This is a genomic window from Thermosipho ferrireducens (assembly GCF_017358165.1).
Taxonomy (GTDB): domain Bacteria; phylum Thermotogota; class Thermotogae; order Thermotogales; family Fervidobacteriaceae; genus Thermosipho_B; species Thermosipho_B ferrireducens.
The window spans coordinates 1,811,862-1,837,944 of record NZ_CP071446.1 but is presented as its reverse complement, the minus strand read 5'-3'; the positions used below and the strand labels follow the sequence as shown (position 1 = coordinate 1,837,944).

General features: G+C 34.8%; 27 protein-coding genes and 3 tRNA genes. 17 read left to right on the top strand and 13 right to left on the bottom strand.

What is annotated here, in order from left to right; translation table 11 throughout:
• Nucleotide 1 precedes the first annotated feature (1 nt).
• From JYK00_RS08995 to flhA, 8 genes are read right to left on the bottom strand one after another with little or no spacing between them, the layout of a single operon-like run.
• Complete coding sequence (locus JYK00_RS08995; protein ID WP_207566565.1) at nt 2-682, bottom strand: sigma-70 family RNA polymerase sigma factor; 681 nt, start codon at nt 680-682, stop codon at nt 2-4.
• Nucleotides 679-1,167 (bottom strand): chemoreceptor glutamine deamidase/glutamate methylesterase CheD, encoded by a 489-nt coding sequence (cheD, locus tag JYK00_RS08990; protein ID WP_207566564.1) that lies wholly within the window; start codon nt 1,165-1,167, stop codon nt 679-681. The genes JYK00_RS08995 and cheD overlap by 4 nt, the downstream gene beginning before the upstream one ends.
• 5 nt (nt 1,168-1,172) lie before the next feature.
• On the bottom strand, nt 1,173-1,784 hold the full coding sequence (cheC, locus tag JYK00_RS08985; RefSeq protein WP_207566563.1) for a CheY-P phosphatase CheC: 612 nt from the start codon (nt 1,782-1,784) through the stop codon (nt 1,173-1,175).
• A 16-nt stretch (nt 1,785-1,800) separates the two neighbouring features.
• Complete coding sequence (locus tag JYK00_RS08980; RefSeq protein ID WP_207566562.1) at nt 1,801-2,469, bottom strand: flagellar brake protein; 669 nt, start codon at nt 2,467-2,469, stop codon at nt 1,801-1,803.
• A gap of 4 nt (nt 2,470-2,473) precedes the next feature.
• Nucleotides 2,474-3,028, bottom strand: a complete 555-nt coding sequence (locus JYK00_RS08975; RefSeq protein ID WP_207566561.1) for a PilZ domain-containing protein — start codon at nt 3,026-3,028, stop codon at nt 2,474-2,476.
• Nucleotides 3,029-3,032: 4 nt separating this feature from the next.
• Nucleotides 3,033-3,866, bottom strand: a complete 834-nt coding sequence (locus tag JYK00_RS08970) for an AAA family ATPase (RefSeq protein WP_207566560.1) — start codon at nt 3,864-3,866, stop codon at nt 3,033-3,035.
• The gene (gene flhF / locus JYK00_RS08965) at nt 3,850-4,971 is read right to left on the bottom strand and encodes a flagellar biosynthesis protein FlhF (protein ID WP_207566559.1); all 1,122 of its coding nucleotides are present in this window, start codon (nt 4,969-4,971) and stop codon (nt 3,850-3,852) included. The genes JYK00_RS08970 and flhF overlap by 17 nt, the downstream gene beginning before the upstream one ends.
• Nucleotides 4,968-6,989, bottom strand: coding sequence for a flagellar biosynthesis protein FlhA (gene flhA / locus JYK00_RS08960; RefSeq protein ID WP_407701735.1), 2,022 nt, complete (start codon nt 6,987-6,989; stop codon nt 4,968-4,970). Before flhA ends, flhF begins: the two co-directional genes overlap by 4 nt.
• 276 nt (nt 6,990-7,265) lie before the next feature.
• Here flhA and JYK00_RS08955 point away from each other — a divergent pair.
• The 14 genes from JYK00_RS08955 to fliD all read left to right on the top strand — a co-directional run bounded on the left by JYK00_RS08955 (nt 7,266) and on the right by fliD (nt 18,926).
• Nucleotides 7,266-7,341 (top strand) — tRNA-Glu (locus JYK00_RS08955).
• A 7-nt stretch (nt 7,342-7,348) separates the two neighbouring features.
• Nucleotides 7,349-7,423: transfer RNA gene (locus tag JYK00_RS08950), tRNA-Val, on the top strand.
• A gap of 41 nt (nt 7,424-7,464) precedes the next feature.
• Nucleotides 7,465-7,540: transfer RNA gene (locus JYK00_RS08945), tRNA-Phe, on the top strand.
• A gap of 476 nt (nt 7,541-8,016) precedes the next feature.
• Complete coding sequence (locus JYK00_RS08940; RefSeq protein ID WP_207566557.1) at nt 8,017-8,907, top strand: PSP1 domain-containing protein; 891 nt, start codon at nt 8,017-8,019, stop codon at nt 8,905-8,907.
• Nucleotides 8,825-9,034 carry a DUF2905 domain-containing protein gene (locus tag JYK00_RS09915; RefSeq protein WP_207566556.1) on the top strand — a complete coding sequence of 70 codons (210 nt, stop codon included), beginning with the start codon at nt 8,825-8,827 and terminating at the stop codon, nt 9,032-9,034. The genes JYK00_RS08940 and JYK00_RS09915 overlap by 83 nt, the downstream gene beginning before the upstream one ends.
• A gap of 8 nt (nt 9,035-9,042) precedes the next feature.
• Complete coding sequence (gene tsaE, locus JYK00_RS08930) at nt 9,043-9,540, top strand: tRNA (adenosine(37)-N6)-threonylcarbamoyltransferase complex ATPase subunit type 1 TsaE (RefSeq protein WP_207566555.1); 498 nt, start codon at nt 9,043-9,045, stop codon at nt 9,538-9,540.
• Nucleotides 9,518-11,893 carry an endopeptidase La gene (gene lon, locus JYK00_RS08925; protein WP_207566554.1) on the top strand — a complete coding sequence of 792 codons (2,376 nt, stop codon included), beginning with the start codon at nt 9,518-9,520 and terminating at the stop codon, nt 11,891-11,893. The genes tsaE and lon overlap by 23 nt, the downstream gene beginning before the upstream one ends.
• Nucleotides 11,880-12,470 carry a ribosome biogenesis GTP-binding protein YihA/YsxC gene (yihA, locus tag JYK00_RS08920; RefSeq protein ID WP_207566553.1) on the top strand — a complete coding sequence of 197 codons (591 nt, stop codon included), beginning with the start codon at nt 11,880-11,882 and terminating at the stop codon, nt 12,468-12,470. The genes lon and yihA overlap by 14 nt, the downstream gene beginning before the upstream one ends.
• Nucleotides 12,471-14,102: an arginine--tRNA ligase gene (gene argS / locus JYK00_RS08915; RefSeq protein WP_207566552.1), complete on the top strand. Its 1,632-nt coding sequence runs from the start codon at nt 12,471-12,473 to the stop codon at nt 14,100-14,102.
• 8 nt (nt 14,103-14,110) lie between these two features.
• Nucleotides 14,111-15,529, top strand: a complete 1,419-nt coding sequence (locus JYK00_RS08910; RefSeq protein ID WP_228288158.1) for a sensor histidine kinase — start codon at nt 14,111-14,113, stop codon at nt 15,527-15,529.
• Nucleotides 15,526-16,392 carry an HDOD domain-containing protein gene (locus JYK00_RS08905; RefSeq protein WP_228288157.1) on the top strand — a complete coding sequence of 289 codons (867 nt, stop codon included), beginning with the start codon at nt 15,526-15,528 and terminating at the stop codon, nt 16,390-16,392. The genes JYK00_RS08910 and JYK00_RS08905 overlap by 4 nt, the downstream gene beginning before the upstream one ends.
• Nucleotides 16,382-16,762, top strand: coding sequence for a 30S ribosome-binding factor RbfA (rbfA, locus tag JYK00_RS08900; RefSeq protein ID WP_207566549.1), 381 nt, complete (start codon nt 16,382-16,384; stop codon nt 16,760-16,762). Before JYK00_RS08905 ends, rbfA begins: the two co-directional genes overlap by 11 nt.
• Before the next feature lie 30 nt (nt 16,763-16,792).
• The gene (locus JYK00_RS08895) at nt 16,793-17,134 is read left to right on the top strand and encodes a flagellar protein FlaG (RefSeq protein ID WP_207566548.1); all 342 of its coding nucleotides are present in this window, start codon (nt 16,793-16,795) and stop codon (nt 17,132-17,134) included.
• 4 nt (nt 17,135-17,138) lie between these two features.
• Nucleotides 17,139-18,926 (top strand): flagellar filament capping protein FliD, encoded by a 1,788-nt coding sequence (gene fliD / locus JYK00_RS08890; RefSeq protein ID WP_207566547.1) that lies wholly within the window; start codon nt 17,139-17,141, stop codon nt 18,924-18,926.
• 11 nt (nt 18,927-18,937) lie between these two features.
• On the opposite strand, the gene JYK00_RS08885 is transcribed toward fliD, so the two are convergent.
• The 4 genes from JYK00_RS08885 to JYK00_RS09845 form a co-directional block, all read right to left on the bottom strand.
• Nucleotides 18,938-19,675 (bottom strand): sulfite exporter TauE/SafE family protein, encoded by a 738-nt coding sequence (locus JYK00_RS08885; RefSeq protein WP_207566546.1) that lies wholly within the window; start codon nt 19,673-19,675, stop codon nt 18,938-18,940.
• Nucleotides 19,675-20,646, bottom strand: coding sequence for a M42 family metallopeptidase (locus tag JYK00_RS08880; protein WP_207566545.1), 972 nt, complete (start codon nt 20,644-20,646; stop codon nt 19,675-19,677). Before JYK00_RS08880 ends, JYK00_RS08885 begins: the two co-directional genes overlap by 1 nt.
• Before the next feature lie 702 nt (nt 20,647-21,348).
• Nucleotides 21,349-21,471 carry a hypothetical protein gene (locus tag JYK00_RS09850; protein ID WP_266097019.1) on the bottom strand — a complete coding sequence of 41 codons (123 nt, stop codon included), beginning with the start codon at nt 21,469-21,471 and terminating at the stop codon, nt 21,349-21,351.
• Nucleotides 21,472-21,747: 276 nt separating this feature from the next.
• A complete protein-coding gene (locus JYK00_RS09845) occupies nt 21,748-21,873 on the bottom strand; it encodes a hypothetical protein (RefSeq protein ID WP_266097018.1) in 126 nt (41 codons plus the stop codon).
• A gap of 494 nt (nt 21,874-22,367) precedes the next feature.
• On the opposite strand from JYK00_RS09845, the gene rpsO reads away from it, so the two are divergent.
• The 3 genes from rpsO to JYK00_RS08865 all read left to right on the top strand — a co-directional run bounded on the left by rpsO (nt 22,368) and on the right by JYK00_RS08865 (nt 24,929).
• The gene (gene rpsO / locus JYK00_RS08875) at nt 22,368-22,622 is read left to right on the top strand and encodes a 30S ribosomal protein S15 (RefSeq protein WP_207566544.1); all 255 of its coding nucleotides are present in this window, start codon (nt 22,368-22,370) and stop codon (nt 22,620-22,622) included.
• A gap of 69 nt (nt 22,623-22,691) precedes the next feature.
• A complete protein-coding gene (gene queA / locus JYK00_RS08870) occupies nt 22,692-23,702 on the top strand; it encodes a tRNA preQ1(34) S-adenosylmethionine ribosyltransferase-isomerase QueA (RefSeq protein WP_207566543.1) in 1,011 nt (336 codons plus the stop codon).
• A gap of 141 nt (nt 23,703-23,843) precedes the next feature.
• Nucleotides 23,844-24,929 carry a site-specific integrase gene (locus JYK00_RS08865; RefSeq protein ID WP_228288156.1) on the top strand — a complete coding sequence of 362 codons (1,086 nt, stop codon included), beginning with the start codon at nt 23,844-23,846 and terminating at the stop codon, nt 24,927-24,929.
• A 64-nt stretch (nt 24,930-24,993) separates the two neighbouring features.
• On the opposite strand, the gene JYK00_RS08860 is transcribed toward JYK00_RS08865, so the two are convergent.
• Complete coding sequence (locus JYK00_RS08860; RefSeq protein WP_207566541.1) at nt 24,994-26,061, bottom strand: alanine/ornithine racemase family PLP-dependent enzyme; 1,068 nt, start codon at nt 26,059-26,061, stop codon at nt 24,994-24,996.
• Between the last annotated feature and the right edge of the window lie 22 nt (nt 26,062-26,083).

Below are 26,083 nucleotides of genomic sequence, written 5' to 3'. Positions count from 1 at the left end.
ACTAACTTCCCCCTAAGAATTTTTTTAATTTTGCTATAGCAGAACTAATTATTTGTGATATTCTTGACTCTGTTACTTCCAGAATTTTTCCTATTTCTTTGAGTGAAAGTTCATATTCAAATCGTAAACTTAAAACCATTTGCTCTTTTTTGTCTAATTTTTTTATCGCCTCTTTCAGCTTTTCTTTCAATAACTCCTTAAACGCATTTTCTTCCGGATTATCATCTGAGGCTATAGTATCGACTGTGGTTAAATCTTCTGTAATATATTCATCGAGTCTTAGAAATTGCTTTCTGACCATTTCGTTATAAGCTCTAACAACGTTTTCCTTTGTCAACCCAGTTTCTTCTGCTAATTTTTCAAATGATATTTCCTTTCCTTTTTTTTCGAGGCTGAGTATCGCTTCTTCTACGAGTTTAATATTATGACGTAAATTTTTTGGCATCCAGTCAATACTTCTTAAATAATCATACATTGCCCCTCTGACTCTTGTAAGTATATAAGAACGAAGTTTTGCTCCTTTTCGCGGATCGTATTTTTCTACTGCCTGTAGTAATGCAAGAAGTCCTTCTTGCACTAAATCATCCACTTCAACGTTGTGAGGCAAGTTCTTTTTTAAATCTAAAGCGATTTTTTTTACATATGGTAAAAACTCTTTTACCACAGATTCTTTGTTGATCAAATTTCTTTTACCTCCACACTTTCCCCTGTTTTGACTTTCCTGACCATTAACTTTCCTGTTTCTATATCATATTCAATACTTCTTGCTTTATTTCCTCCTGTATCCTCAGCTACCAGCTTTACCCCGTAAATTTTCAGGTATTTTTTTACGGCTTCTATATTTCTTTTTCCAACATCTATGCTGGAATTTGCAAACATTGCAGCTCCACCTGCAATTTTTGCTTCAAGATGTGTTTTAGATGCACCTTTTTCCAGTAAACCTTCCACAACAGCTTTGATACCTGTGTCTGCATATTTTCCAGGGTTTTTAACCTGTTTTCCATCACTTTCAGGTAACATCACATGAACCATTGCCCCTATTTTGGCAACAGGATCTCGCACGCATACTCCAACACACGATCCGAGTCCAAGTGTAACCAATATCGTGGGATTTGAAGCAATAGCATACTCACCTATACCTATAACTAATTTTCTTTTCTGAGTCACAAATTTCACATCCCTAATTTTTCCAGGATTTTTCTGAGGGATTTTTTATCGGGAAGTAAAAGTAAATATCCTTTAAGGCTCCTTTCACTTCCCTCAATAAATATAGAAGTTTCAACAAGTAAAATATAATCTTCATCTGGGGATATGGAAAGTGAAACTTCAGCTATTACAGCGCTTATCATGTCAACACTTATTTCAGGTGGTTCTGGATTGATGTAAAACCCGGTAAAACCTGCAAGTGAAGTCACATATGAACCGCACATAATATTTCCAACTTCTTTCATCATGGAAAGGCTCATTTCATCAAGTTGAGTGATATCTTCAGGTCCTGCGCCCATGAAAGTGGCAGCGATTTCTCGCACGGTATCTGCGCTTAATATGAGTAATATTTCTCCAGTAACATCTTCTTGAAGTTTCATTTTTATGGCACAGACGATTTCTTCAGGTTTTTCAAATATAAAAGGTACTTTGGATATAGGAATCACTTTTGCATCTGGCACAGATATTTCCACTTTTTTATTGAGCATGGTAGAGAGAGCAGTTGCCGCGTTTCCTGTTCCAATATTACCAATTTCTTTTATCACATCCAGTTGAGCATCAGTCAATTTTTCCAGCATTTTTTTACCTCCATTTCTATTTAGCTTTTCTCATTTTTACTTCTTTTTGAAATACGAACCTTACAAGTTTGCTTTCCAGGTACATTGGAAGGTCAAGAAACTGTACCCCGTACGAAAATCCTTCCTCCTCTTTGGGATCTACTCTTACAACTTTAGATTTCCAATCAACAAGTTCCAGTTCGTCATCTAATTTAAGATTTACATATATTATATCATTTATATGAAGGACATAATTTGTGGTAATTTTCATTCCACCTGCGCTAAAATCTTTTGTCATGAAACTGATTTTTTCTGCATCTTTTTCTGGCGATAGCTTAAATGATCCGTAAATATATAGTGGAATTCTTGCAAAACGACGCCTTTCAGTTTTTCGAAGCTTTTCTGGAATCGGAACAGGGATCATATAGAGGTTATCACGTTTTATTACACCAAGTGAGACAGTATCAAACGTGTATAGAGAGCTTTTGTCAAAAATTCTTATAGACATTCGAATGCCTTTTGGTATGGGAATAAAACGTCCTTTAAATGTTGGAATGGAAAGAAAAAGGATATTTTTATTAAGATCTATATCACTAACGTTTGTTTTGTAAGAGCCCTCAAGTTCTTTTGACATGGTTATATCAATAATACCAGGAAGTCCTATCTTTAGTACCTTCTTTGCTTCAACAAGAGTTACATAAGCCATTTAATTACACCCTTTCGTTAAACCTTACGAATTTTTTTAAGAGATTTTTCCAGGATTCTGGGGGAGAGCTCATAAAAAAACCACATCTGTAAACTTCTTCTTCATTCATACTCCAGACTATTTTTATTTGAACGATTTCATTATTTATTGCAAGTTTATACTCCTCGTTTATTTTGGGATTCAACGTGGTTATTATTTGTCCGCCATTTTCTGAGATATCAATTAATACTCCTTTTTCATTTTCAAGACTTATATCTACAAAACATGCGTATCTTGGTTTTGTTCTTCTCTGGATTAATCCCGCTTTTTGATTCAACGTTAATTTATAGCGCTTATCGGTTGTTTCTGTAACCTGGCCAACAAATGCCGCCACAATCCCGTTTATAGGAATTTCGATTTTTATAGTTGATCCTATAAGAAGCTCTTTTTCACTTTCTATTTCAATAAATCCTTCTTTTTCTAATCTTATAAATCTTATAGGAAATTTATTATCCTGCAAATCTCTTGCCATTACATACATTCCACTTATGTTTTTGTTGAGATATTCACTGACTCTCATATACTCACCTTCTAACAGCAAAACTTAGAATCCTTTCAAGAATATTCTTTGTTTTTTCTTTTTGAATAGGTGTTTTTGTCAATATGGAAGCTATTCTATGCACAGCATAACTTGGTTGAATGTTTTCAAATTTTATAACAAATGGTTCTCTTAAATAAATACTCTTTTCAACGTTATGGTGTTTTTTTATAATTGTTAGTGAGCCAAGCTTTTCTCCAGTGAACTTTTCAAGAACTCTGGAAAATTGCTCCAATGTTCTTGTTGAATCCTGAACATTTTCTATCATGTTCCCTACAAGGTGAATATTGTTTGACAAAATTCCTTTCATTATCAGGACTTTCACGAAAGTATACGAATTTACAAGAGATGTTGGATGAATAGTAGTCATAACAAGTGTGTGGGAGGCTATTGTAAAAAATGGGGCATAAACTTCAGAATATCCAGGTGGTAAATCGATAATTATGTAATCATAGTTTTTGGCAATGTTTATAAAATGTGTGTAAAATTCCTTTACACTATTTTCATTAAAATTTATAATGCTTTCAATGTTACTTCCCATACTTACGAGATCTGGCCCATAACCTGTTGGGGTAATGACATCGAAAGTATTGCATGAACCTTTAATTAGATCATTCATGGTATGTTCAGGATGAAGATTAAGCAATACATCAGAGTTAGTAAAACCAACATCAAGGTCAAAGATTAATACCCTGTAACCCATTTTGTTTAAAACAACTGATAAATTAACCGAAATTAAGGTTTTTCCAACCCCGCCCTTTCCGCTTCCAATTAATATTACTTCTCCAAAATTCACAAGATTTTTAGCCTGATTTTGCATGTTTAAGCACCTCTCTGGCGATTATAATTGATAATTCTTTTCTGTTTGCTTCAAGTATGTCATCTGGAACCCTTTGTCCGTTAGTTATAAAAGCGATTGGTATGTGAGTAAAATGCGATACGTTCAGGAAATGTCCATAGGAGGAAGTTTCATCCATTTTTGAAAGTATAACGTGAGTGGGTGAAATTACACTGAACTTTTTAGTTATGGCTTCCATGTCTGTGCTTCTATACTGCATTCCAACCACAAGGAACCGATAATCAGGATTTATTATTTCGACCATAGCTTTAATTTCATTCATTTGCAATTCATTTTTTTGACTTCGTCCCGCAGTATCAATTAAAATCAGGTCAAAATCCGACATTGCTTCAAGTTCGAGTTTTGCTTCTTTTGGGGTATAAGCTATACGCATAGGGATATCCATAAGTGTAGCATAAGTTTTAAGCTGTTCGGTTGCTGCGATTCTATACGTGTCAAGGGTTAATATTCCTACTTTTTTATGTTCATTTAAAGAATATTTTGCTGCGAGTTTTGCAAGGGTTGTCGTTTTTCCTACACCGGTAGGACCGATAAACATTATTCTTCCAGTCATTTCCGGGAGCTCCGTTTGAATAAAAGGGAGGAATACCTCAGAAAGAACGAATCTACTATTTTCATCATCGAAGTCTAATTGCCCATATTTTATCCTTACATACTCAATTATTTTATCTATTATTTCTGTGTTTACATCATGGAAATTTAAAGCTTTTCTGAATAATTTTGCCCATTCTGGTTCATTTTCATTTCTTTGCACCGAAATCATAGACTTTAGTTCATACATCATTTTTTTCAGCTCTTGTAAATCTTCAGAAGATTGTGGTTGTTTATTTTTCACCAACAATTCTTGAAGTTTGTATATCTGATTTTTCTCCTGTTCGACATTTCGTTTCATTTCTGTCTCTTCAATTGCTGCTGTAACTTCTAAATATGTTTTTGCGCCTATTCCTAAAAATCCACCTTTTTTGATTTTTCTGGTGCTCAAGATAACTGCATCTTTTCCAAGTTCTATTCGGATTTTTTCAAGAGCCTCTTTTATATCTTTAACTGTGTATTTTTTTACTATCATAATCTCACCACACCTTCTATTCTAAGAGTCACATTTTCTGGAATTTCCTCGTATGAAATAATAATCACCCCCGGAATGAATTTTAATACCATATCTGCTATAGAAGAGCGTAGAGGACCCGAACATACAAGGACAGGACTATATCCTTTTTTCATTAAATTTTCTAAAGAATTAGAAATGCTTTCAATAAGTTCTCTCATTATTTCTGGGTTTATGTCAAGATATCTTCCTTCATCAGACTCTTTTAAAGATTCCATGAGATTTTTTTCAAAATTACTGTCAATTGAAACAGCATGTAAAGTTCCATCAGGTGAAACAAGAGGAGCAGTAATTTGACGCCTTAATGCTTTTCTGGTAGCTTCTGTTAAATAATCTAAATTTCTCGTTTTTTCGCCACTTTCCAGCAATGTTTCGAAAATTAGTGGCAAATTTCTTATGGAAACCCCTTCTTTTAGAAGTTTTTGTAAAACCTTTTTTACTTCCGTTGGTTTTAGAACGTTGAAAAGGTCATCAATTAATTTTTCAAATTTTGTTCTTAATCCTTCTACAAGCAATTCAAATTCCTTGCTTCCAAGGAGTTCAGAAGCATGTTTTTTTAATACTTCTGTTAAATGAGTTGCAAAGACTGTAGGAGGATCAACTACTGTGTATCCAAGTTTTGTAGCTTCTTCCTTTTTACTTTCGTCAATCCAGAATGCCTGGAGTCCAAAAGCAGGTTCTTTAACTTCAATTCCTGCGATTTTTTCTGAAACTGCTCCAGGATTTATAGCAAGCAATCTGTTAGGCATTAATTCATATTTTGCAACTTCAGCTCCGCGAACATATATAGAATATTCATTGGCTTTAAGTAACACACTGTCTCTAACCCGTATAGGCGTTACTACAAGTCCTAATTCATAGGCTATTTGCTTTCTAACCATTGTCACTCTTTCTAAAAGATCTCCTCCCTGACTGGTATCTGCAAGTGGGATTAATCCGTATCCTATTTCTACCTCAACTGTGTCAGTCTGAATAACTTCCGATATTTCTTGCGGAGTGGATAAAATAGGTCCACTTGGCGCCTGTGGCCCTGGCATCTCTCCAGTTGGAGCTATTCCTTCTGCTGGGACTAATTCTTCTTTTTGTTTTATCAAAATACCCATTAATATGAACAATCCACCCAACAACACAGCGGTGAATGGTATAGGTGTAAATATACCAAGAAACGCTAATATACCCCCGGTTAATATAATAACCTTTTTTTCTGCTGATAGTTCCTTTACAAGCTCATTTCCAAGATTATCTTCTGATGCTGCCCGTGAAACCAATATACCTGTTGCTGTGGACACCATCAGAGCGGGTATCTGGGTAACCAATCCGTCTCCAACTGTAAAGAGAGTGAAAGTTTGTGCTGCTTCTACAACAGACATTTTGTGAGTGATTACCCCTATTATAAGACCACCAATGATATTTACAAGTACTATTATTATACTCGCAATGGCATCACCACGAACAAATTTTGATGCACCGTCCATTGCCCCGTAAAAATCAGCTTCTCTTCTTATTTCTTCTCTCCTTTTTCTAGCCTCATCTTCTGTTATGAGACCAGCATTTAAATCGGCATCTACACTCATTTGTTTTCCAGGCATAGCATCGAGTGTAAACCTCGCGGCGACTTCTGCTATTCTTTCCGAACCTCGTGTTATCACTATAAATTGTATTATTACAAGAATTAAAAATACAACTAAACCTACGACATAATTTCCACCTACAACAAAGTCTCCAAAAGCCCTTATTACCTTTCCCTGAAAACCCGGCCCTTGCAAAAGTATTAACCTTGTAGAGGCTACGTTTAATCCCAATCTGAATAATGTGATTACAAGTAAAATAGTAGGAAAAGATGCAAGTTCTAATGCCTTTCTAATATACATTGTGGAAAACAAAATAACCAGCGACAAAGAAAGATTTAAAAGTTGAAAAAAATCCAGTAAAAATCCTGGAATTGGAAGGATCATTAACAAAACTATCGCGGCTATCATTACCGCAACAATTATATCCGAACCTTTACCCACATAACCACCTCACAAAGTATTTACAAACAATATTTTACCATAATTATCGAGATAATCTAATGTTTTTAGTGAGAAAAAACATAAAAAAATTTCGAATTAATAATATAAGCCGTTAATATTGTTAACTTCAGTTTGTTCTGTCTGTCAGTTAAACTTAACAGAAAACGACTTGACAAAAAAAGTTTTTCTGATAATATAGTTATTGGTTTTTCACTAACGCGATTTGAAATTAAGAATTTTAAAGCCCCCATCGTCTAGCGGTCTAGGACACTGGCCTTTCAAGCCAGAGGCACGGGTTCGAATCCCGTTGGGGGCGCCAGAAAGAAGGGCGCGTAGCTCAGAGGGAGAGCGCCTGCCTTACAAGCAGGAGGTCGTAGGTTCAAGTCCTGCCGCGCCCACCATAAGTTGTTTAAGTTAATAAATTAAAAACAAACCTAATGGTGGCGAGGTAGCTCAGTTGGTAGAGCAGTGGACTGAAAATCCACGTGTCGACGGTTCGATTCCGTCCCTCGCCACCAGATTTTTTATAAAAAATTTGCAACCAAAAATACCTTACCCCTGCCAATCTTGCCATTTTTTGTCATCCTGAGGAGCGGGTAGGCGGAGGATCTTATTTTACCAACACTTGTCAATCTCGCTAACCATCGCTAATAATAAGATTCCTTGTCACTACGTTCCTCGGAATGACACGAAGGGGAAATTCCTCGCCTTTCTCGCTTCCAGGTATGACATTCTCCTCTTTTGTCATCCTGAGGAGCGGGTAGGCGGAGGATCTTATTCCACCAACTCTCGCTAACACTTGCCAACCTTGCTAATAATAAGATTCCTCACCCTTCGGGTTCGGAATGACAGGGGCGATGGATTCTTCGTCGCTACGCTCCTCGGAATGACATGGGTGAAGGCTAACCTCGCCAAATTAACGTAATTTTATTTTCTATTCTTGTAATTTTCAGTGTGTTATAATATTTTTAAGACTTATCAAGGAGGTTGGTTTATGAATTTAACAGCGACGGTTTATGGCGTTGAATTGGCACCGCTTGGGCCAATAATATATTACACAGACAATGGAGAAAACATAGAAATTGGTGACATAGTAATTGTTATGAGTGAATTTGGCATGGATTATGGAAAAATTCGTGTAGGGAGACGTGAAATGAGTATAGATGAAATTGGTTATGATTTAAAGCCAATAATAAAAAAGGCTACTGAAACGGATCTTAAAGAGATAAAAAAGAATGAAGAAGACGCTGAAAGAGCAGTTAAAATTACAAAGGAGCTTGTAAAAAAGCATGAACTTCCTATGAAGATTTTATATGCAAAGATGATGGTAGATCGTTCAAGACTTGTTATATATTTCAGTTCGAAAAATAGAGTGGATTTCAGAGCGCTTGTCAAAGATATTGCAAAAGAATTTAAAATGAGGATAGAACTTAGACAGGTTGGTGTGAGAGATGAAATGAAACACGTTAAAGGCCTGGGATTATGCGGATTAAAGTCATGTTGTTCATATTGGCTCAGAAAGTTTGATAGCGTAACTTTAAAACATGCAAAAAGGCAGCAAATGATGATTAATACGGCAAAAATCACAGGCCCCTGTGGGAGGCTTCTGTGCTGTTTGATGTATGAGCATGATTTTTATATAAAAGCATTGAAAAATATTCCAGACGAAGGTTCAACAATTTTGTATGAAGGCAAACAAAGTAAAGTTATAACTGTGAATGTTTTTCTTTCAAGAGTTACTATATATACCAGTGAAGGTGAAACTATCTCTTTACCATTTTCCTATTTCAGAGGTGAGCAAAATGGGAATAGGAAAGTTACTGATAGTAACAGGGATAACGATACTGATAATAGGGATACTTTTCTATCTAATGGAGAAAGTTAATTTATTTCATTTACCAGGGGATATTGTGATAAAAAGAAAGAACATAACGATTTTTATCCCTGTAACGAGTATGATAATTATAAGCATAATTTTAACAGTGATATTTAATGTTTTGTTTAGAAGGTGAAAGTCCAAATGAAAGAAATCATATTTGATCTGGGAGAAATGACCAAAAAGGCTATGGAAACTTTTGCTTTTGAGTTTGCTAAAAATGTTGATGAACATAATCTTATACTTTTGATAGGCGAAATAGGCGCCGGGAAGACAACCTTTGTAAAGGCTTTTTGTAAGGGTTTTGGGGTAGACCCGGAAATTGTCAGTAGTCCCACTTTTACCCTTGTAAATGTCTATGAAACTTTATCAAAGTCTATTTATCATGTAGATGTTTACCGTTTGACGAATGTAGAAGATCTTTTTTATCTTTTAGAAGATCAGATAGAAGATAATGATTCTATTCTTATAGTTGAATGGGCAGATCTTTTTCCAGAATTTTTTCAGGGTGACAGGATAGAGATTTATTTAGAACATTCGAGTGATCATTTACGAAACGTTTCAATAAAGGTTGTAGGTGAAAGTGAGAGAATTTTGAGTTTTCTCAGGAGGTGGAGAAATGCCAAAAAAATCAAAATCTAAATTCGAGAAACTGGAAAAACAGGTGGCAAAGTTTAATGAAGAAGAAATAGAGATTCCTGATAAACTGCCTGCTATAGCGATGAGGAGTAACGTGGTTGTATATCCAAACACGGTGATGCCGTTTTATGTTGGTCGTGAAAAGTCACTTTATGCTCTGGAAGAAGCTATGGAAAACTATAATCAACTACTATTTGTTGTAAGTCAGAAAGATCCAGTAATTGAAAATCCAAAAGAAAAGGATCTTTACAAAATAGGAACTGTTGTTAGAATAATGCAGATAGGTAAACTTCCAGATGGCACATTTAAAGTGTTAGTTGAAGGATTGGTTAGAGCAAAAAGAAAAAAAAGTCTTGAAAAACGCTTTTTTAAATTTGAACTGGAAATCTTAAAGAAGCGTTATCAAAGAACAAAAAGGTTAATAGCATTAATGAGAGTGGTTCGAGATGAAATGCAAAAATATGTGCAATTCTCTCGTAAAATCCCCACAGAAGCTCTTATGTTTCTTGAAGATATGGAAGATCCAGATGTCTTTGCAGATTTAGCGGCTTCCATATGTCCTGGAACACTTGAGGAAAAGCAAGAATTGTTGGAAACGCTGCATCCAGCTGAGAGGTTGGAAAAAATATTAGCCCTCATTTCAAAAGAAACAGAATTACTTGAAATTGAGCATCAGCTGGATCAAAAGGTAAAACAAAGAATAGAAAAATCTCAAAAAGAATATTTTTTAAGAGAGAAATTACGAGTGATTAGAGAAGAACTTGGTGGCGAAGAAGACGCGGAGATTAAGGAACTTCGAGAGAAAATTGAAAAGGGCGATTATCCAGATTATGTTAAGGAAAAAGCAGTATTTGAACTTAATCGATTTGAAAAAATGTCACCTTATTCACCAGAAGCCAATGTTATAAGAAACTATTTAGATTGGATACTTAATTTACCGTGGAATGATGAAACAGAAGACAATCTTGATATAAAAAATGCTCGTAAAGTCTTGAACAAAGAACATTATGGCTTAGATGAAGCCAAAGAGAGAATTCTTGAATTTTTGGCAGTTAGGAAGCTTTCGACTTCGCAAAAGGCTCCTATCCTTTGTTTTGTAGGGCCTCCCGGAGTAGGAAAAACATCACTTGGACGTTCTATAGCAAATGCATTGGGAAGAAAATTTCTGAGAATGTCGCTTGGAGGATTGCGTGACGAAGCAGAAATAAGAGGACATAGAAGAACTTATGTAGGAGCTCTTCCTGGAAGAATTATTCAATTAATTCGAAAGGCCGGGGTAAAAAATCCTGTAATTTTACTTGATGAAGTGGATAAAATGGGAATCAGTTTTCAGGGAGATCCGGCTTCAGCTCTTCTGGAAGTTCTGGATCCAGAGCAAAACAAAGATTTTGTAGATTTGTACCTCGAACTTCCTTTCGATTTGTCAGATGTGTTATTTGTGACAACGGCAAATACATTGTATAACATACCAATTGCCTTAAAGGATAGAATGGAAATTATTGAAATACCGAGTTATACAAATGTAGAGAAGTTTTATATAGCCAAAGATTATATAATTCCAAAAGTTTTATCTGAATTGGGAAATGCAAAAAGTAAAATAAGATTCAGAAAAGAGGCTATAAAAAAGGTTATATCAGATTACACTCTGGAGGCTGGAGTTAGAGAGCTGGAAAGGAAAGTAAGAACAATAGTAAGAAAAGCTGCTCTTGAGCTGGTAGAAAGTAAAAATTCAATAATAATTACAAATAAAAAAGTGGAAGAATTTCTTGGAGCGCCTCGTATAAAAAATGAAGACAAATTACAGGAACCAACAGTTGGTGTGGCAACAGGTCTGGCGTGGACACCGTATGGTGGCTCAACACTATTTGTAGAAACTATATTGTATCCTGGCAAAGGAAATTTACTAATAACGGGCCAGCTTGGAGACGTTATGAAAGAATCGGCAAAATTGGCTTTGAGTTTAACAAGAAAAATATGCGGAAATAGTTTTTCTGAAAAATTCAGTCAAAACGACATACACGTTCATGTTCCTGAAGGTGCTGTGCCTAAGGATGGGCCAAGTGCCGGGGTTACCTTAGTCACCTCGCTTGTTTCTGCGGTAAAAGAAACTCCTGTTGATAATAACATAGCGATGACTGGTGAAATAACTTTAAGAGGTAGAATATTGCCAGTTGGAGGTATAAAGGAGAAAGTTTTAGCAGCTTACAGAAAAGGTATAAAGAAAATAATACTGCCAAAACAAAATGAAAGCGATATAAAAAAAGTTCCCGAATACATTTTAGAAGAAATTGAACTTGTTTTTGTTGAGAATATAGAGGAAGTTCTGGAGGTGGCTTTGTCAGGTGAAAATAAATGATATAAAACTTGTTAAAACAATTTATGGGAAGAATGACACATATCCACCCCCGTTGAGTGGTGAATACGCATTTGTTGGACGATCGAACGTTGGAAAGTCTACTCTTTTGAATATTTTAATGAATCGGAATATGGCAAAGGTTAGTAAAAAACCTGGTAAGACGAGATCTATAAACTTTTATTTGATTAATAACAAATTTTACTTTGTGGATCTTCCGGGATACGGTTATGCGAAAGCTTCGATTTCTGAAAGGGAGAGATGGAAAAAAATAATAGAAAATTACTTTAAAAGCAGAAAGTGGAATATAAAAATTTTGTTTGTTTTAATAGATGGAAGACATGAACTGCAAAAAAATGATAAAGTTTTAATCGAATGGTTGAAAAGTCTGGAAATTCCCTTCTGTGTTGTTTTAACGAAAATGGACAAGCTCAAAAATTCTGAAAGAAAAGGGTCAGTTAAATATTATCAAAATATTTTGAAAGAATTTGGTGAGTATATAATCATACCATACTCTTCTGTTACAAAAGAAGGTGTTGAAGAGATACTGGAACTTATAGAAACATTTGGAGGTGTTTAAATGCTCAAAAAGATGATCAAAGAAAAAGTTTTAAGTGTAATTTATGAAATGGGTGAAGAATACAATTTTAATGTAGAGATACCTGATGAGAAATTTGGAGATTTTTCTACAAATGCTGCTCTTGTTGGTGCTAAGTATTTCAGAAAGGCTCCCAGAGAGATCGCCAATATTTTTTCAAAAAAGTTGTCTGATAATCCTATGTTTGATGATGTTTCAATAGCAGGGCCGGGATTTATAAATTTTAAAATTTCTAAAGAGATTTATCGAGATTTATTAATAAAGATGTTAAATGAAAAAGTTAATTTCTGGAAGAAAAAACAAAATAATCAGAAAGTGCAGTTTGAATATGGAAGCGCCAATCCAACAGGTCCATTTACAGTGGGGCATGGAAGACAAATAGTTATTGGTGATGTTTTAGCAAATGTTTTCGAGTTTTTAGGGTACGATGTTATTAGAGAGATGTATGTAAACGATGCAGGAAGACAGGTGAAACTCCTTGGGCGTTCACTTTGGGTGCGATACAACGAATTGTTTGGAGAAAAGTATGAGCTACCAGAAGATGGGTACAGAGGAGATTATCTTATAGAAATTGCTGAAAAATTAAAAGAAGAAATAGGTGATAAATATAAAAATTTGTGGGATGAAGATGTTGAGAACTTTTTCAAGACATACGTTGTAAAAAATATTTTGGAAAAAATGAATGAAACTCTTAAAAGTATTGGAAGCGGATTTGATAAAATTACTCGAGAATCTGATATCATAGACGAAGGATTAGTTGAAGAGGTTTTGGAATTTTTTGAGAAAAAAGGGTATACTTATGAGAAAGAGGGGGCTTTATGGTTTAAAGTTTCTGATTTTGTTGACGATCAAGACAAAGTTTTGGTAAGAAGTGATGGCACATATACGTACTTTTTGACAGATATAGCTTATCATTATGATAAATATAAAAGAGGATTTGATATGGTTTATGATGTCTTTGGAAGTGATCATCAGGGACATATTCCCAGAATGATAGCTGCTATGAAGGCTTTAAACGTTTCAGAAAGTTTCTTAAACTTTGTTGTTCATCAATTTGTTACACTGAAAAGAGGAAAAGAAGTAGTTAAAATGAGCACAAGGGCTGGAAATTTTGTTACGCTCGACGATTTGACCAGAGAAGTGGGGAAAGATGCTACGCGATTTTTCTTCACAATGGTTGATGTTAATAGTCATTTAAATTTTGATTTAGAGCTTGCCAAAGCAAAGAGTAATGAAAATCCTGTTTATTATGTACAATATGCTTATGCGCGTATAAACAGCATTTTCAGAAATGCGAAAGAGAAAGGAATAGAATTTCATGAAATGGAAAATATAGAATTGTTAAACGAAGAGCAAGAAATGAGTATAATAAAAATGCTGGACGTATTTGAAGATGTGCTGCAAGAAATTAAAGAAAAACTTTCTCCACATTATTTGTCTAATTATTTGAAAGTACTTGCTGAGAAATTCCATAAATATTACAATGATTATCGAGTTCTGGATGAGAATAACAAAGCACTTTCAAATGCCAGGTTAAATCTTTTAAAAGCTGTGAAAATGGTATTCGAAATAGGATTTGAGCTTTTGGGGGTTTCGGCACCTGAAGAAATGTAGAAAAGTGGGTGATTATTTTGGAAATTGAAATGCTTTTTTCTACTTTTATGCTTGAAATATCAAAAGCACGTACCGAGAAAGAAGTTTATACTGCACTTTTAAAAACTATTAAAAATGTCATAAAATACAATAGAGCTTTTGTAATAAAAGATAGTAATGTTATCTTATCAGATCCTCTGGAAGCCCGTATAGATCTTTCTTCTTATGCTGACTATCTTGAGTGGTTAAAAGAAAGACTTTTGCCTGCTTTTGTTCCTGAAGATGAAAATAAAGTCATAGGATTTATTCCACTTGTTAAACAGGATAAACTTCTTGGAATTGCCGTTGTCGAGACAAATCAGGAGCCTACTTTTGAGGTGAGTAATACTTTGCAGACTTTTGCATTTTTGACAGGCATCACTGTTGAGAATCTCGTGCTTTTAGAGCAGGTCCAGGATTCTGAAAAATATATAAAAGAGATTTTAAATTCGTTATCCGATGGAGTGTTTGTTGTTGATAAAGGTGTAATAGAATTCAAAAATAAAAAGGCTTTAGAACTCCTGGAAAAATATAACGGGCTTGATGAGATAATCATAGAAATTGCACAAATAGGTGAAAAAACAGGGATATTAACAAAAGAAATAGGAAATGAATACTTTGCAATAATAAAGAATACAATAGATTATCTTGGAAGTGAGAAGCAAATTATAAATGTAAGTAACGTTACATCACAAATGGAATTAGAAAAATTAAAGCAGCTTGATCGAATGAAGACAGAGTTTGTTGCCAACGTTTCTCACGAACTTAGAACACCACTTGCAGCAATAAAAGCTTACACTGAGACTTTGTTGAATATGGAAGTTGATCCAGAGAGTAATAAAGAATTTTTAGGAACGATAATGGAGCAAAGTGAAAAACTTGAGATGTTATTGAATGATCTTCTGGATTTTACCCTTGTAGAGTCTGGAACTATGGAATTAGAATTTTCTGAATTTGAAATCTGCAAGTTGGTTGATTCTGTGGTAAAAAAGTTGATAAAACTTTCCGAAAAACTTGGAGTAAAGGTTCTTGTTAACTGTGATAGTTTTGAGGTTAAGGCCGATAAAAAAAGAATTTTTCAGGTAATTTATAATTTACTTGACAATGCTATAAAATTTTCCGATAAGCAGAAAGACGAAAGAATAGCAAAAATTGCAGTAAAAAAATCTGAAGATGATTTAGTTATAATTGTTGAGGACAATGGTATAGGAATATCACCAGAGGATAAAGAAAAGATTTTCGAGAAATTTTATAGAGGAGATAGAAGCTTAACTTATGAAGCTTCAGGGACAGGTCTGGGATTAACTATTGCCAGAGAAATAATAAGATTGCACGGAGGAACTATAGAAGTTGAATCTCAGAAAGGAGAGGGTTCAAAGTTTATTGTTAGGATTCCTCAAAGGGCGTGAGTATATTGTTAAAAGAATTTATTTTGGAAATTGAGGAGATACCTACCCCGGATTTTCAGGTACAACAAATAATAAATATTGCGTCAAATCCCGAGGCAAGTGTGAAAGATATAGAACGGGCTATTTCATTGGACGCAGCACTTTCTGCGAAAGTTCTGAGGCTTGTTAATTCTGCATATTACGGATTGCCTCGAAAAATTACAAAACTCAGCGAGGCGGTCATGATTCTTGGCTTTAAAACGGTTCGTAATCTGGCGTTGAGCATCTTTACTTATTCTACCCTTCAAAAAGGAAATTCTAATGTAAATAAGGAAAATCTCTGGAAGCATTTTATGGCTACTGCTATAATTTCTGAAACTATAGCCAAACATATAGGATATCCTGAGCGAGAAGAAGCGTTTATGGCGGGACTTTTACATGATATAGGCAAAGTGGCTCTTGACATTACTTTTCCAGAAGTTTTATCGTTGCTTGAAAAAGCAAGCCGCGAAACAAATAGACCGTTTCACGTTATAGAAAGAGATTTGGAGTTTGAATCGCATACCCTGTTGGGACAAACTTTATTAGAAAAATGGACACTTCCAGATTTATTTCAAGTTGTGTCACAATTTCACGAAACACCATCAGAAAATGAGAATAAAACGTATAATGAAATTTTGTATATAGTGCATCTTGCAAATTTTATATCTAATTTGATGTATGAAGGATATTCACTCTCTCATGGGCAGCCTATACTTGAATCTGAGACGTTTAATGTGTTTGGTATAAAACCTTCGAAATTGATAAGAATAGTGGAAGAATCTGAAAGAAATCTTTTGAAAGCTGGTGACCTGCTGGAAGGAGGTAAGGAAAATGAAACCTGAATATAGAAAAAAAAAGTTAGAGGAACAAATCCGTAATTTAATATTTGAGGCTTTAAGAAGGTTAAAAGAGCCAGAGGTAGAAAACTTCAAAGACTTTGTAGTTGTATCAAGAGTTGAGTTGTCAAAAGATAAAAGATATGCAGATATTTTTATAAGTTACATAGGAAATTCAGAAATGAGGGAAAAAGCAGTTAAATTTATGAAAGACAGGAAAGGATATTTTAGAACGTTTGTGGCAAAAAATACCAGATTATATGTGGCTCCCGAGATAAGATTTTATGAAGATAAAGGAATAGAGACAAGCATAAGAATTAACAAGCTCCTTGACGAAATATCATCTAAAAAACATGAAAAGGAATCCGATAATTAATATGAAGGATTGTGAGGGGAGGGAAACCCCATGGATGGGATATCTAAGATTGACAACAGTCAAATTGAAATCAAGCAGATGGAGAACCGTGTCAGTAATGTAAAAACTGTTAAACCTTCAGAGGAACTTCAAAGTGCCAATGTGGATCCGAAAAAGGCGGCGGAAAATTTTAAAGAAAATCTTGAAAAATTAAAAAAGCTTTTTAGAGGTGAAGCAGAATTTAAAATAGATAAAGAAACAGGAATAATAGTTGTGAAGATCAAGGACAAAGATTCAGGTGAAATTATCAGACAAATTCCGCCGGAAGTTGCGTTGAAATTGGCCAAAAATATAGCTGAGTTATTAGGAATAATATTTGACGAAAGGGCGTGAGATTATGGATCTTTCCTCCATTGCCCAAAATATAAATTATCGTTACACTTCAAGTCAACCGCTATTTCAGTTTGGTGGTGTAGCAAGTGGTTTGGATACTGCGTCTATAATTGATAAATTAATGGAGATAGAATCTCAACCGCTTAACAGACTTAATGAAAAATATACAGAGCTTGATAGGCAGCAAAAGGCGTATAACGCTGTTTCAGACAAATTGCGCGAATTTATGGATTATTTGTCTGACTTTAGATTGCAATCGAGTCTGCTGCCAAAAGGTGCTACCAGTACAAATGAAAATGTTTTAACAGCAACAGCTGCAGCTTCTACACCAGATGGAACTTATACAGTGAATGTGGTTCAACTTGCATCGAGAAGCTATTATATGGGGACCAAATTAGGGCCTGATATAACTACTACGACAGCTTTTTCTGATATAAATCATAATTATACTCCTCAAGATTCTTCGTTAACACTTACTGTCAATGGAAATACCGCATCTATAAATATTTTAACTACTGATACAATAAACGATATAATAACCAAAATACAAAATGCTTTTACAACAGCTGGAAGCTCTGCAACTGTTACTTATGATGATACAAACAACAAACTTTCAATCCAATCTTCAGATGTGTTTCAACTTACCCAGGATTCCGGTAACTTTTTAGAAGTTTTCAGGCTGGATAATGCGAATCTTGTAAGTTCTGGAGGAAATTATACACTTACAAGTACGGGGGATATAGGTGTATATAGCACTTCCAAACTGCTTTCTGATCTTGGAGTTACAGGTACTAACTCTTTTACAATAAATGGTACTACTATAAGTTATTCAGATACCGATACTATAGCTGATTTCATTAGTAACATAAATAGCAATGTGAGTGGCGTCACGGCAAGTTATGATGATATTAACAATCAAATATTAATAACAGCAGATGACACAGGTGACGTTATAATAAATATTTCTGGAGGGCCAGCAGAGCTTGGGCTTTCTTCAGGACAGTTTATTCTTGGAAATGTGGCTTATGCTCAAATTACAATGGATAACGGTGTTACATATGATGTTTATTCCGATACAAATACTCTTTCGTTTCAGGGAATGCAGATAGATGTTGTGTCAACCGGTACGGCAAATATAACAGTATCGACTGATATAGATGCCATTGTAGATAAAGTATCAGAATTTGTTGAAAAATGGAACGATACAATGGATTATCTTTATACTAAGCTTACTGAGAATGAGGTAAAAGATAAATCAGAAGATGAAATGACGGAAGAAGAGAAAATTCAAGGTGTTTTAAAGAACGATTCTTACTTGAGAAAAATATTCGATAAAATACGTTCATATTTGTATGAAGAAGTTAATGGGACATATTTGTGGGAATTAGGAATTTCTTCTGGAGATTCTGGCGGTAGCTATGAAAATACAATGAAAGGTAAAATAGAACTTGATGAAGATAAGTTAAGGGATTATATTTCGAACAATGGAGCAAGCGCCGTGTGGGAATTTTTTGGAAGTGATACAACCAGTGTTCAGGGATTTGCTACTCAGTTAAAAGATTATTTATACGATTTGACAAAGTTTAATGGTGAGATCGACCAGGTAGCAGGTGTTTCTGGTCGTATAGAAAGAGAGAAAAGATCTTTAGCAAAACAAATAGTAAATTGGATAGAGATTTTAGAAAAGAAGCAACAGGATTTGTGGCAAAAATTCAGTGCAATGGAACAGGCACTGTCAAGATTAAATATGCAGGGAGCTTATTTATCTCAGGCATTTTCTTCTGGAAAATAAATTCAATGATATTAGAGTAGATATTTAATTGCTGAAACTACAATCATTACAAATACAATAAATCTTACAAACTTTGCTCCGCTCTTGAGAGCAAAAGAGGTACCAATCTTTGCACCAGTCATTGTTCCAAGAGCAAGAATTAATCCTTTAATTATATCTACTTTCCCGTTCATAAGAAAGATTACAAAGGAAAATGTGGTATAACACATTACAATAAAGACTTTTATTGCATTAGTTTTCACAATATTATATCCCTCTATAAAAATAAGGCTCATTATTAAAAAAAAGCCTACACCTGCTTGAATGAATCCTCCATAAAAGCCAACAAAATAAAATGCAATAAAGCTAATAATATTATTTTTCTCTACTTTTTTTCCTTCCTCCCAGATTTTTGGTTTGTATAAAATGAAAACACTCATGATTAAAAATATTGCACCCACTATTTTTTCAAGTAAACTTTTGTTTATGGCGAGAACAGTAAACGTTCCAGAAATTGCTCCAAGGGTTGAAGGGATTGCCAGAAAAGTGGCCCTTTTCAGATCCAACATTTTACCTTTTTTAAATCCTGTGGATGCCACTATATTTTGCAAAAGAATTCCCACACGATTTGTTCCATTAGCGACTGATATATCAAGACCAAGTAAAGTTAAAGCGGGAAGTGTTAGCATTGACCCACCACCTGCAAGAACATTTACAAACCCCGCGCCCAATCCGGCCAGAAATAAGAAGAAATAGAGAATTATTCCCATTAAAAACCCTCCTCTACTATGGCTATTATTAATTTTTCTAAGTTTTCAAGGTCATTTTTATGTACCATTTCCACAGTGGAATGTAAATATTTTACAGCTACGCTTAGAGCAACCATGGGAATTCCTTTTTCAACAAATATGCTCGCATCTGTACCTCCACCAGTAGAACCAATTTGTACAGGGATGGATTTTTCATTGGCGATTTGCATAATTTTTTTGGCATGTTTATAAGAAACAATCCCTGAATTATCAACAAATCTTATCACTGGCCCTTTTCCAGGAATTATGTGATTATTTTGTTTTGAACAACAGGCAAAAGAATCCACAGCTATTGCAAGAGAAATATCACTGAGACTATTTGAAAGTGCTTTAGCACCTTTTAAACCTATTTCTTCTTGAACAGTCCAGGCGAATAAAACTTCATTTTTTGGATTCGATTTTTTGTATACTTCCTCAAGAATGTGGCACCCAAATCTATCGTCGAGCGCTCTGCATGAGACAAATTCTCCTATTTCGTGGAATTCTTTGGAAAATACCGCATAATCCATTATTTCAATATTTTTCATTTTTAATTCTTCTCTTGAAACAACACCTACGTCCGCCAATAACTCAAAATTTAAACCGTCTTTTTTTAGATGAGGTGGAACACTTCCTATAATACCCTTTACAGTTCCGCTGGATGTAATTATATCAATGAATCTGCTTTGAATAATCTCATCTGGAATTCCACCAACTTTTCTGAGAAATAATTTTCCATCTCTGGTTGTATTTATAATATGAAAACCTATTTCATCCATGTGTGCCATTAAGAGCAGCCTTTTACCTTTGCCTTTAGGAATAATTAGATTGCCTATATCATCAACCATGTGGTTTTCAGGATTTATTTTTGAAAGTATAGAATTTCTCACTTTTTCCTCACGAGAAGAGATACCTGGTATCATACAAAGTTCTTTTAACCTTTGAATGTCCATAATTTTCCCTCCTGAATTATTAGCTTTACTAACTTTATTTTACCATAAAATTAGTAGGAATTTTGTAAAATTATACGATGTCTCTGTCAGATAATTTGGTACTAATCTGGCGAGATTGGCAAGGGTTGGCGAGATTAGCGAGGTTGGTAAAAAGAATAAGATCCTTCGTCACTTTGTTCCTCAGGATGACATCCCCCTCACATACGTTCGGAATGACAACAAAAAAACTTTCGTTGCTATCGCTCCTTACCAGTGTACAGAACCTTCTTATTCACCCCATCCCACCGATTTGAGATAACGTGGGATTCTTCTTTGAAATTGAAAAGATTCTTGGAATCATCTCCATTATTGCTGTCAAAGTGGTCTAACGATGCTTTCTTTTAAACAATCCAAACCAGAGAATGATCAAGAAAATAACGTATAAGCTAAAGTAAGTCTCTCCTACAATTACCCATCCGAAAAATATTACAGAAGTGAACAAAGCCAGTGCGCTAATTATAAAGAAGAGAACTTTTTTGGAGCCTGAAAGGATTTTTTCAATTAATACCTCAAATCTGGCAATACATGAATAAGTTCCCATAACTATTGCGCTATATAAGAAATAACGCCACCATCATTAAGAAAACCAATAACGGCTCCACCAATAGCTCCAAGAGCTCCTGAATTCATACCTTTTTTTAAAGCAAATTTTGATACAGTTTTTCATGCATAAGCACGTGCATGCTGATACATTCTATTAAACCTTATATGTTCTATCTGCTCCCTCGTATAATATCCACGGTTACCCCCTAAAAAGCTTATCCTGCCTGACACTGGTATCGCCATTGCTATCCCTCCTCATGTATAATGTAGTAGAGAAATTTGTATTTTTAATCCAACTTTGAGTTATTATATGACTAAAGTAATTTAGTTACGTAATATCTGCCTGTTATTTGCAAAATAATTATATTCAAGTGTAATGTGATAATTCATACGATTTGAACATTTATATTATCTCAACAAAAAGATTACAAAATTGAAATCGATTTGTCAATGCCAAATAGTTAGTGATATTTTCAACTAAACAAAGCGAATACAGATAATGTTGCTATTCTTTAATTTTTATATACTTTTAACTCTCAAAAAATTTATATTTAATTCAAATGTAATTATAATGTTTTTTATAGAAGGCAAAATATCGAGGAGCATAGACTCTATTTTTCCAGTTCTTACTAACCTTGCCAGCATTTACAAGATCCTTCGTATTCCGTGTTCAGGACAGACCTTGCCAATCTTGCTAAATACAGGATTCCTCACCCTTCGGGTTCGGAATGACAAGGGCGGTGGATTCCTCGCCTGCCTGCTCCTCGGAATGATATGAGAAGGGGATTCCTTGCTTTCCTGCTCCTCAGAATGACATAAAAAGAAAGTGTCATCCCAAGGAATGAAATGATGAGGGGGATGTCATCCTGAGGAGCGAGAGCGACGAAGGATCTTATTTTTTTACTAACTCTCGCAAGATCCTTTGCACTTCGTGATCATGACAAGCTTTGCCAACCTCGCTAACTCTTGCCAATCTTGCTAACTTCGCCAGAATAGTGTCAGGTTACCTGACAGGAACCTGTTTTTTTAAGTAATTGACTTTTTAAATAAAATAGGTTATTATATTGAGTGACCCCTACTCGGTTGTGGGCGTTGGCCCCTACTTGGTAGAGGGAATATGAGTGGTGGAGGTGTTTTAAGTGAACAAAGAGGAAATTATCAGGGAATTTCAAATTCATGAAGGTGACACAGGAAGCGCGGAAGTTCAGGTTGCGCTGTTAACTGCGCGTATAAGACATCTTACTGAGCATTTGAAAAAACACCCAAAAGATTTTCACTCTCGAAGAGGGCTTATGAAACTTGTTGGAAGACGAAGAAAAATATTAAAATACCTCAGAAACAAAGATCCAGAATCGTACAAAAATGTTATTCAAAAGCTCGGATTGAGGAAATAATTCATGTGACAGGAGAATCAGGGGAGGGGAACCTCCCCTTTTTGTTAATTTGTTAAATGGAGGGATTTTATGGATGTAAAAGAATTTGACTACAACCTTCCAGAAGAACTCATTGCACAAAAACCTGTAGAACCAAGAGATTTATCGAGATTAATGGTTATGAATAGAAAAGATAAAAGTATAAAGCACAGGGTATTTCGAGAAATAATAAAATACTTAGGCCCGGGAGATTTAATGGTTAGGAATGTTACTAAGGTCATTCCTGCAAGACTATTTGGAAAAAAAGAAACAGGCGCTAAAGTCGAAGTGTTTCTTTTAGAAAAAATAGAGAATAGTACCTGGAAATGTCTTGTTAGACCGGGAAGTAAAGTGAAGAAAGGTACGAGGATAATTTTTAATGAGGTGCTTGAATCTGTATGTATCGATTGGGGAGAGGATGGCACAAGAATAATGGAGTTTAACACAAAGGACGACAGAGCAATTTTTTCTGTGGGGAATTTGCCTCTCCCGCCGTATGTGAATAATCCAGATATACCCTTTGAAAGGTATCAAACTGTGTATTCAAAAGAAAATGGTTCAGTTGCAGCTCCAACAGCGGGACTGCATTTTACTAAAGAATTGTTGAAAGATTTGCGGGAGAAAGGTGTAGAGTTTGCAGATGTGATTTTGCATGTAGGGATAGGAACATTTAGACCGGTAAAGACTGAAAAAGTAGAAGAGCATAAGATGCATTCAGAGTATTACTATGTTCCAGCAGAAACTGTTCGTAAAATCAGAAATTATAGAAAGAAACGTGGCAGGATTATAGCTATTGGTACCACAAGTGTTAGAACACTTGAAACAATAGCACGTCTGCCTGAAAAAGAATTTTATAGAGGAAAGACTGAAATTTTTATATACCCTCCTTTTGACTTTAAATTAACCGATGCACTGATAACCAATTTTCACCTGCCACGTTCCACATTGCTTATGTTAGTTTCAGCTTTTGCCGGTAAAGATTTTGTAATGGAAGCTTATAGAATAGCTGTTGAGCAGAAGTATAGATTCTTTTCTTTTGGTGATGCCTGTTTTATTTACTGAAAAGCAATTGTTTGAAAACGGAACGAAAGATTAGCTTCCCTAATTGTAACTTAGGTAGCCAAAATTTAATATTTTGAATCTAAAAGTGGTGTTTTGCTTATGCTATAATTGGTGTGAATATGCATGCAATTGGAGGTGGCAGTGTTGCTTATACAAAAAGAGTTACAAAATTTTGTTAATTATGTAAGCACTCAAAAAGTTTCCGATAAAACAAGAAAAAATTACATTGCAATGGTTGAATCATTTTTAAATTTTGTTGATGGAGAAGTAAATACAGAGAATGTAATGAAATGGATAGAGAAAATCAGAAGCACTTATAAGCCAACGGCATGGCGTCAATACTTTGTTCCTTTAAGATCGTTTTTGCAGAGATTTTATCCACTGGTTTTTTCAGAAGTTGTGGAAGAGTTAAAAGTTCCGTATAAAAAAGCAAATTATGAAATGATATCGTTTTTGGATTTCTGGAAGTTGTACGAAGAAGCGGAAAAAATGGCGAAAAAGGGTAATGAGAAATATGTATTGCTTGTGGGGCTTGCTGGTATTCTTGGCTTAAAATCTGGTGAGATTGTGGAATTGAAAGGTACTGATATAAAGAATGGTAAAATTTATGTTCAGAGTGATAATACATACGTTGATATAATACCTCCAATAGATAAGTGGATTTATAAGTATGAAGGGAAAGATGAATATTTGATTTCAACAGCAGATGGTAACCCGGTAAAACCTTCGTATCTTGCTCTAATGCTTCGAGGTCTTCAGAAAAAAACTGATATAAAGCTTGGCAAGCCATTGTCTGTTGAGATATTGAGAAATGTGGCTATAGGTAAACATGTAATTTCTCAACCATCACTTCCTTACGTGATGGATTTGTTTAAATACAATTCTACTAAAACAATAGAAGACATAGCAAGATATATGTCAGAAAGTGGAGATTTAAGAACAATTCTTTCTGTGGAAGTTGTGGATGATATACAGCCTATTGTTGAATTTTTTTCAAAGTTATCTATTCCGGTGAGAAAAATTGAACATGCTTACATTGTTTCAAGAACAGCTTACATAAGAAAAGGGGAAAAATTTTCAAGATTAAACACAATTTTTGTGGTTAGAAACCTGGACGAATGGCAAAAGTTTGTTGAAAAGCTTGGATATGAGACAAAAAGAAAACCAGGAGAAAATTACTTTATAACACTTGTTGGAAAATTAAGAGTAGGATTTTTAGAAGTATGATTTTTGCGATGTATAAACAAACTCCCGCAAATGCGGGAGTTTGTTGTTTTTGGTGTTATAATTATTATGTAAAAATTTTTCCAACATAAGGACTTGTAAAGGCTCGAAGAGCACAACCATAAGATAAACGGAATTTTACAATATCTCCAATATTATAGCTTGTTTCTGAATCAGTTATATCAATTAAAGTATGATCACTTGAAGCGTGTAATATATTTAATTTTTTATCGAATGGTTTCAAACCAGATGGATCAATATCCTGTTCTCCTATTGCAAGTATAATTCTTTTTCGCCAGCCTTTATCTTCGAAATGAGGAATTCTTCCCATGGCATCATGTCCAATTTCTCCCACAGGAACAGATGGTTTATAATCAACTTCTATTACTTCTGCTTCCAGTATTACTGTATCCTGTGAAAGATATGGGATATTCCTGTGGTTAGTTGCGTCTGTTCCAAGAATTATTGCCTCGCCTATTCTAAATTGAGTATCTCCTTCAAAAGTTATGTTGTTTTCCAGTAACCTGAGTGAAGCTGTATTACCTCCTGAAATAACTAATTTTTTGTTGAGCATATTTTCCAGTTCATTTTTTATTTGGGCTAATATTTTAGTATTTTCTTCACTTGGAATAACTCCACCAAAGCATCCAAGGTTCGTTCCTATTCCTCTAAGCGTGGCCTTTTTTAGCATAGAATCTACCCTTTGAATCTCTAAAGCAGCTTCTTCATACCACACGCCTTCTCTTAAATCACCAACGTCTATCATGTAAATGATTTGTATGTTTTTATCATATTTTTCTGCTATTGTGTCCACTGCCCTTGCAATTTCTGGTTGGGATACAAGAATTTCATCTACGAGGGCAACTGCTTTTTCTAATTCAGAAAGCATGGGAATTCTCAAAAGTTGAAATGGTCCTGGTACACCATTTTTTTTCATCTTTTCGATATTCTTGAGTCGTGAATCTCCTATTTTATCCACACCAGCTTCTTTGAGAATACGAGCTATTTCTGGATTTCCAAGAATAAGTTTGGTAACGGCAACGAGCTCAATGTGTTTTTCATGACATATTTTAGCAATTGTATAGGCATTTTGAAAGATTTTTTCAAGATTAATTATCAACCGTGGAAAACTCACAGAATCCCCTCCAGACTTTTGG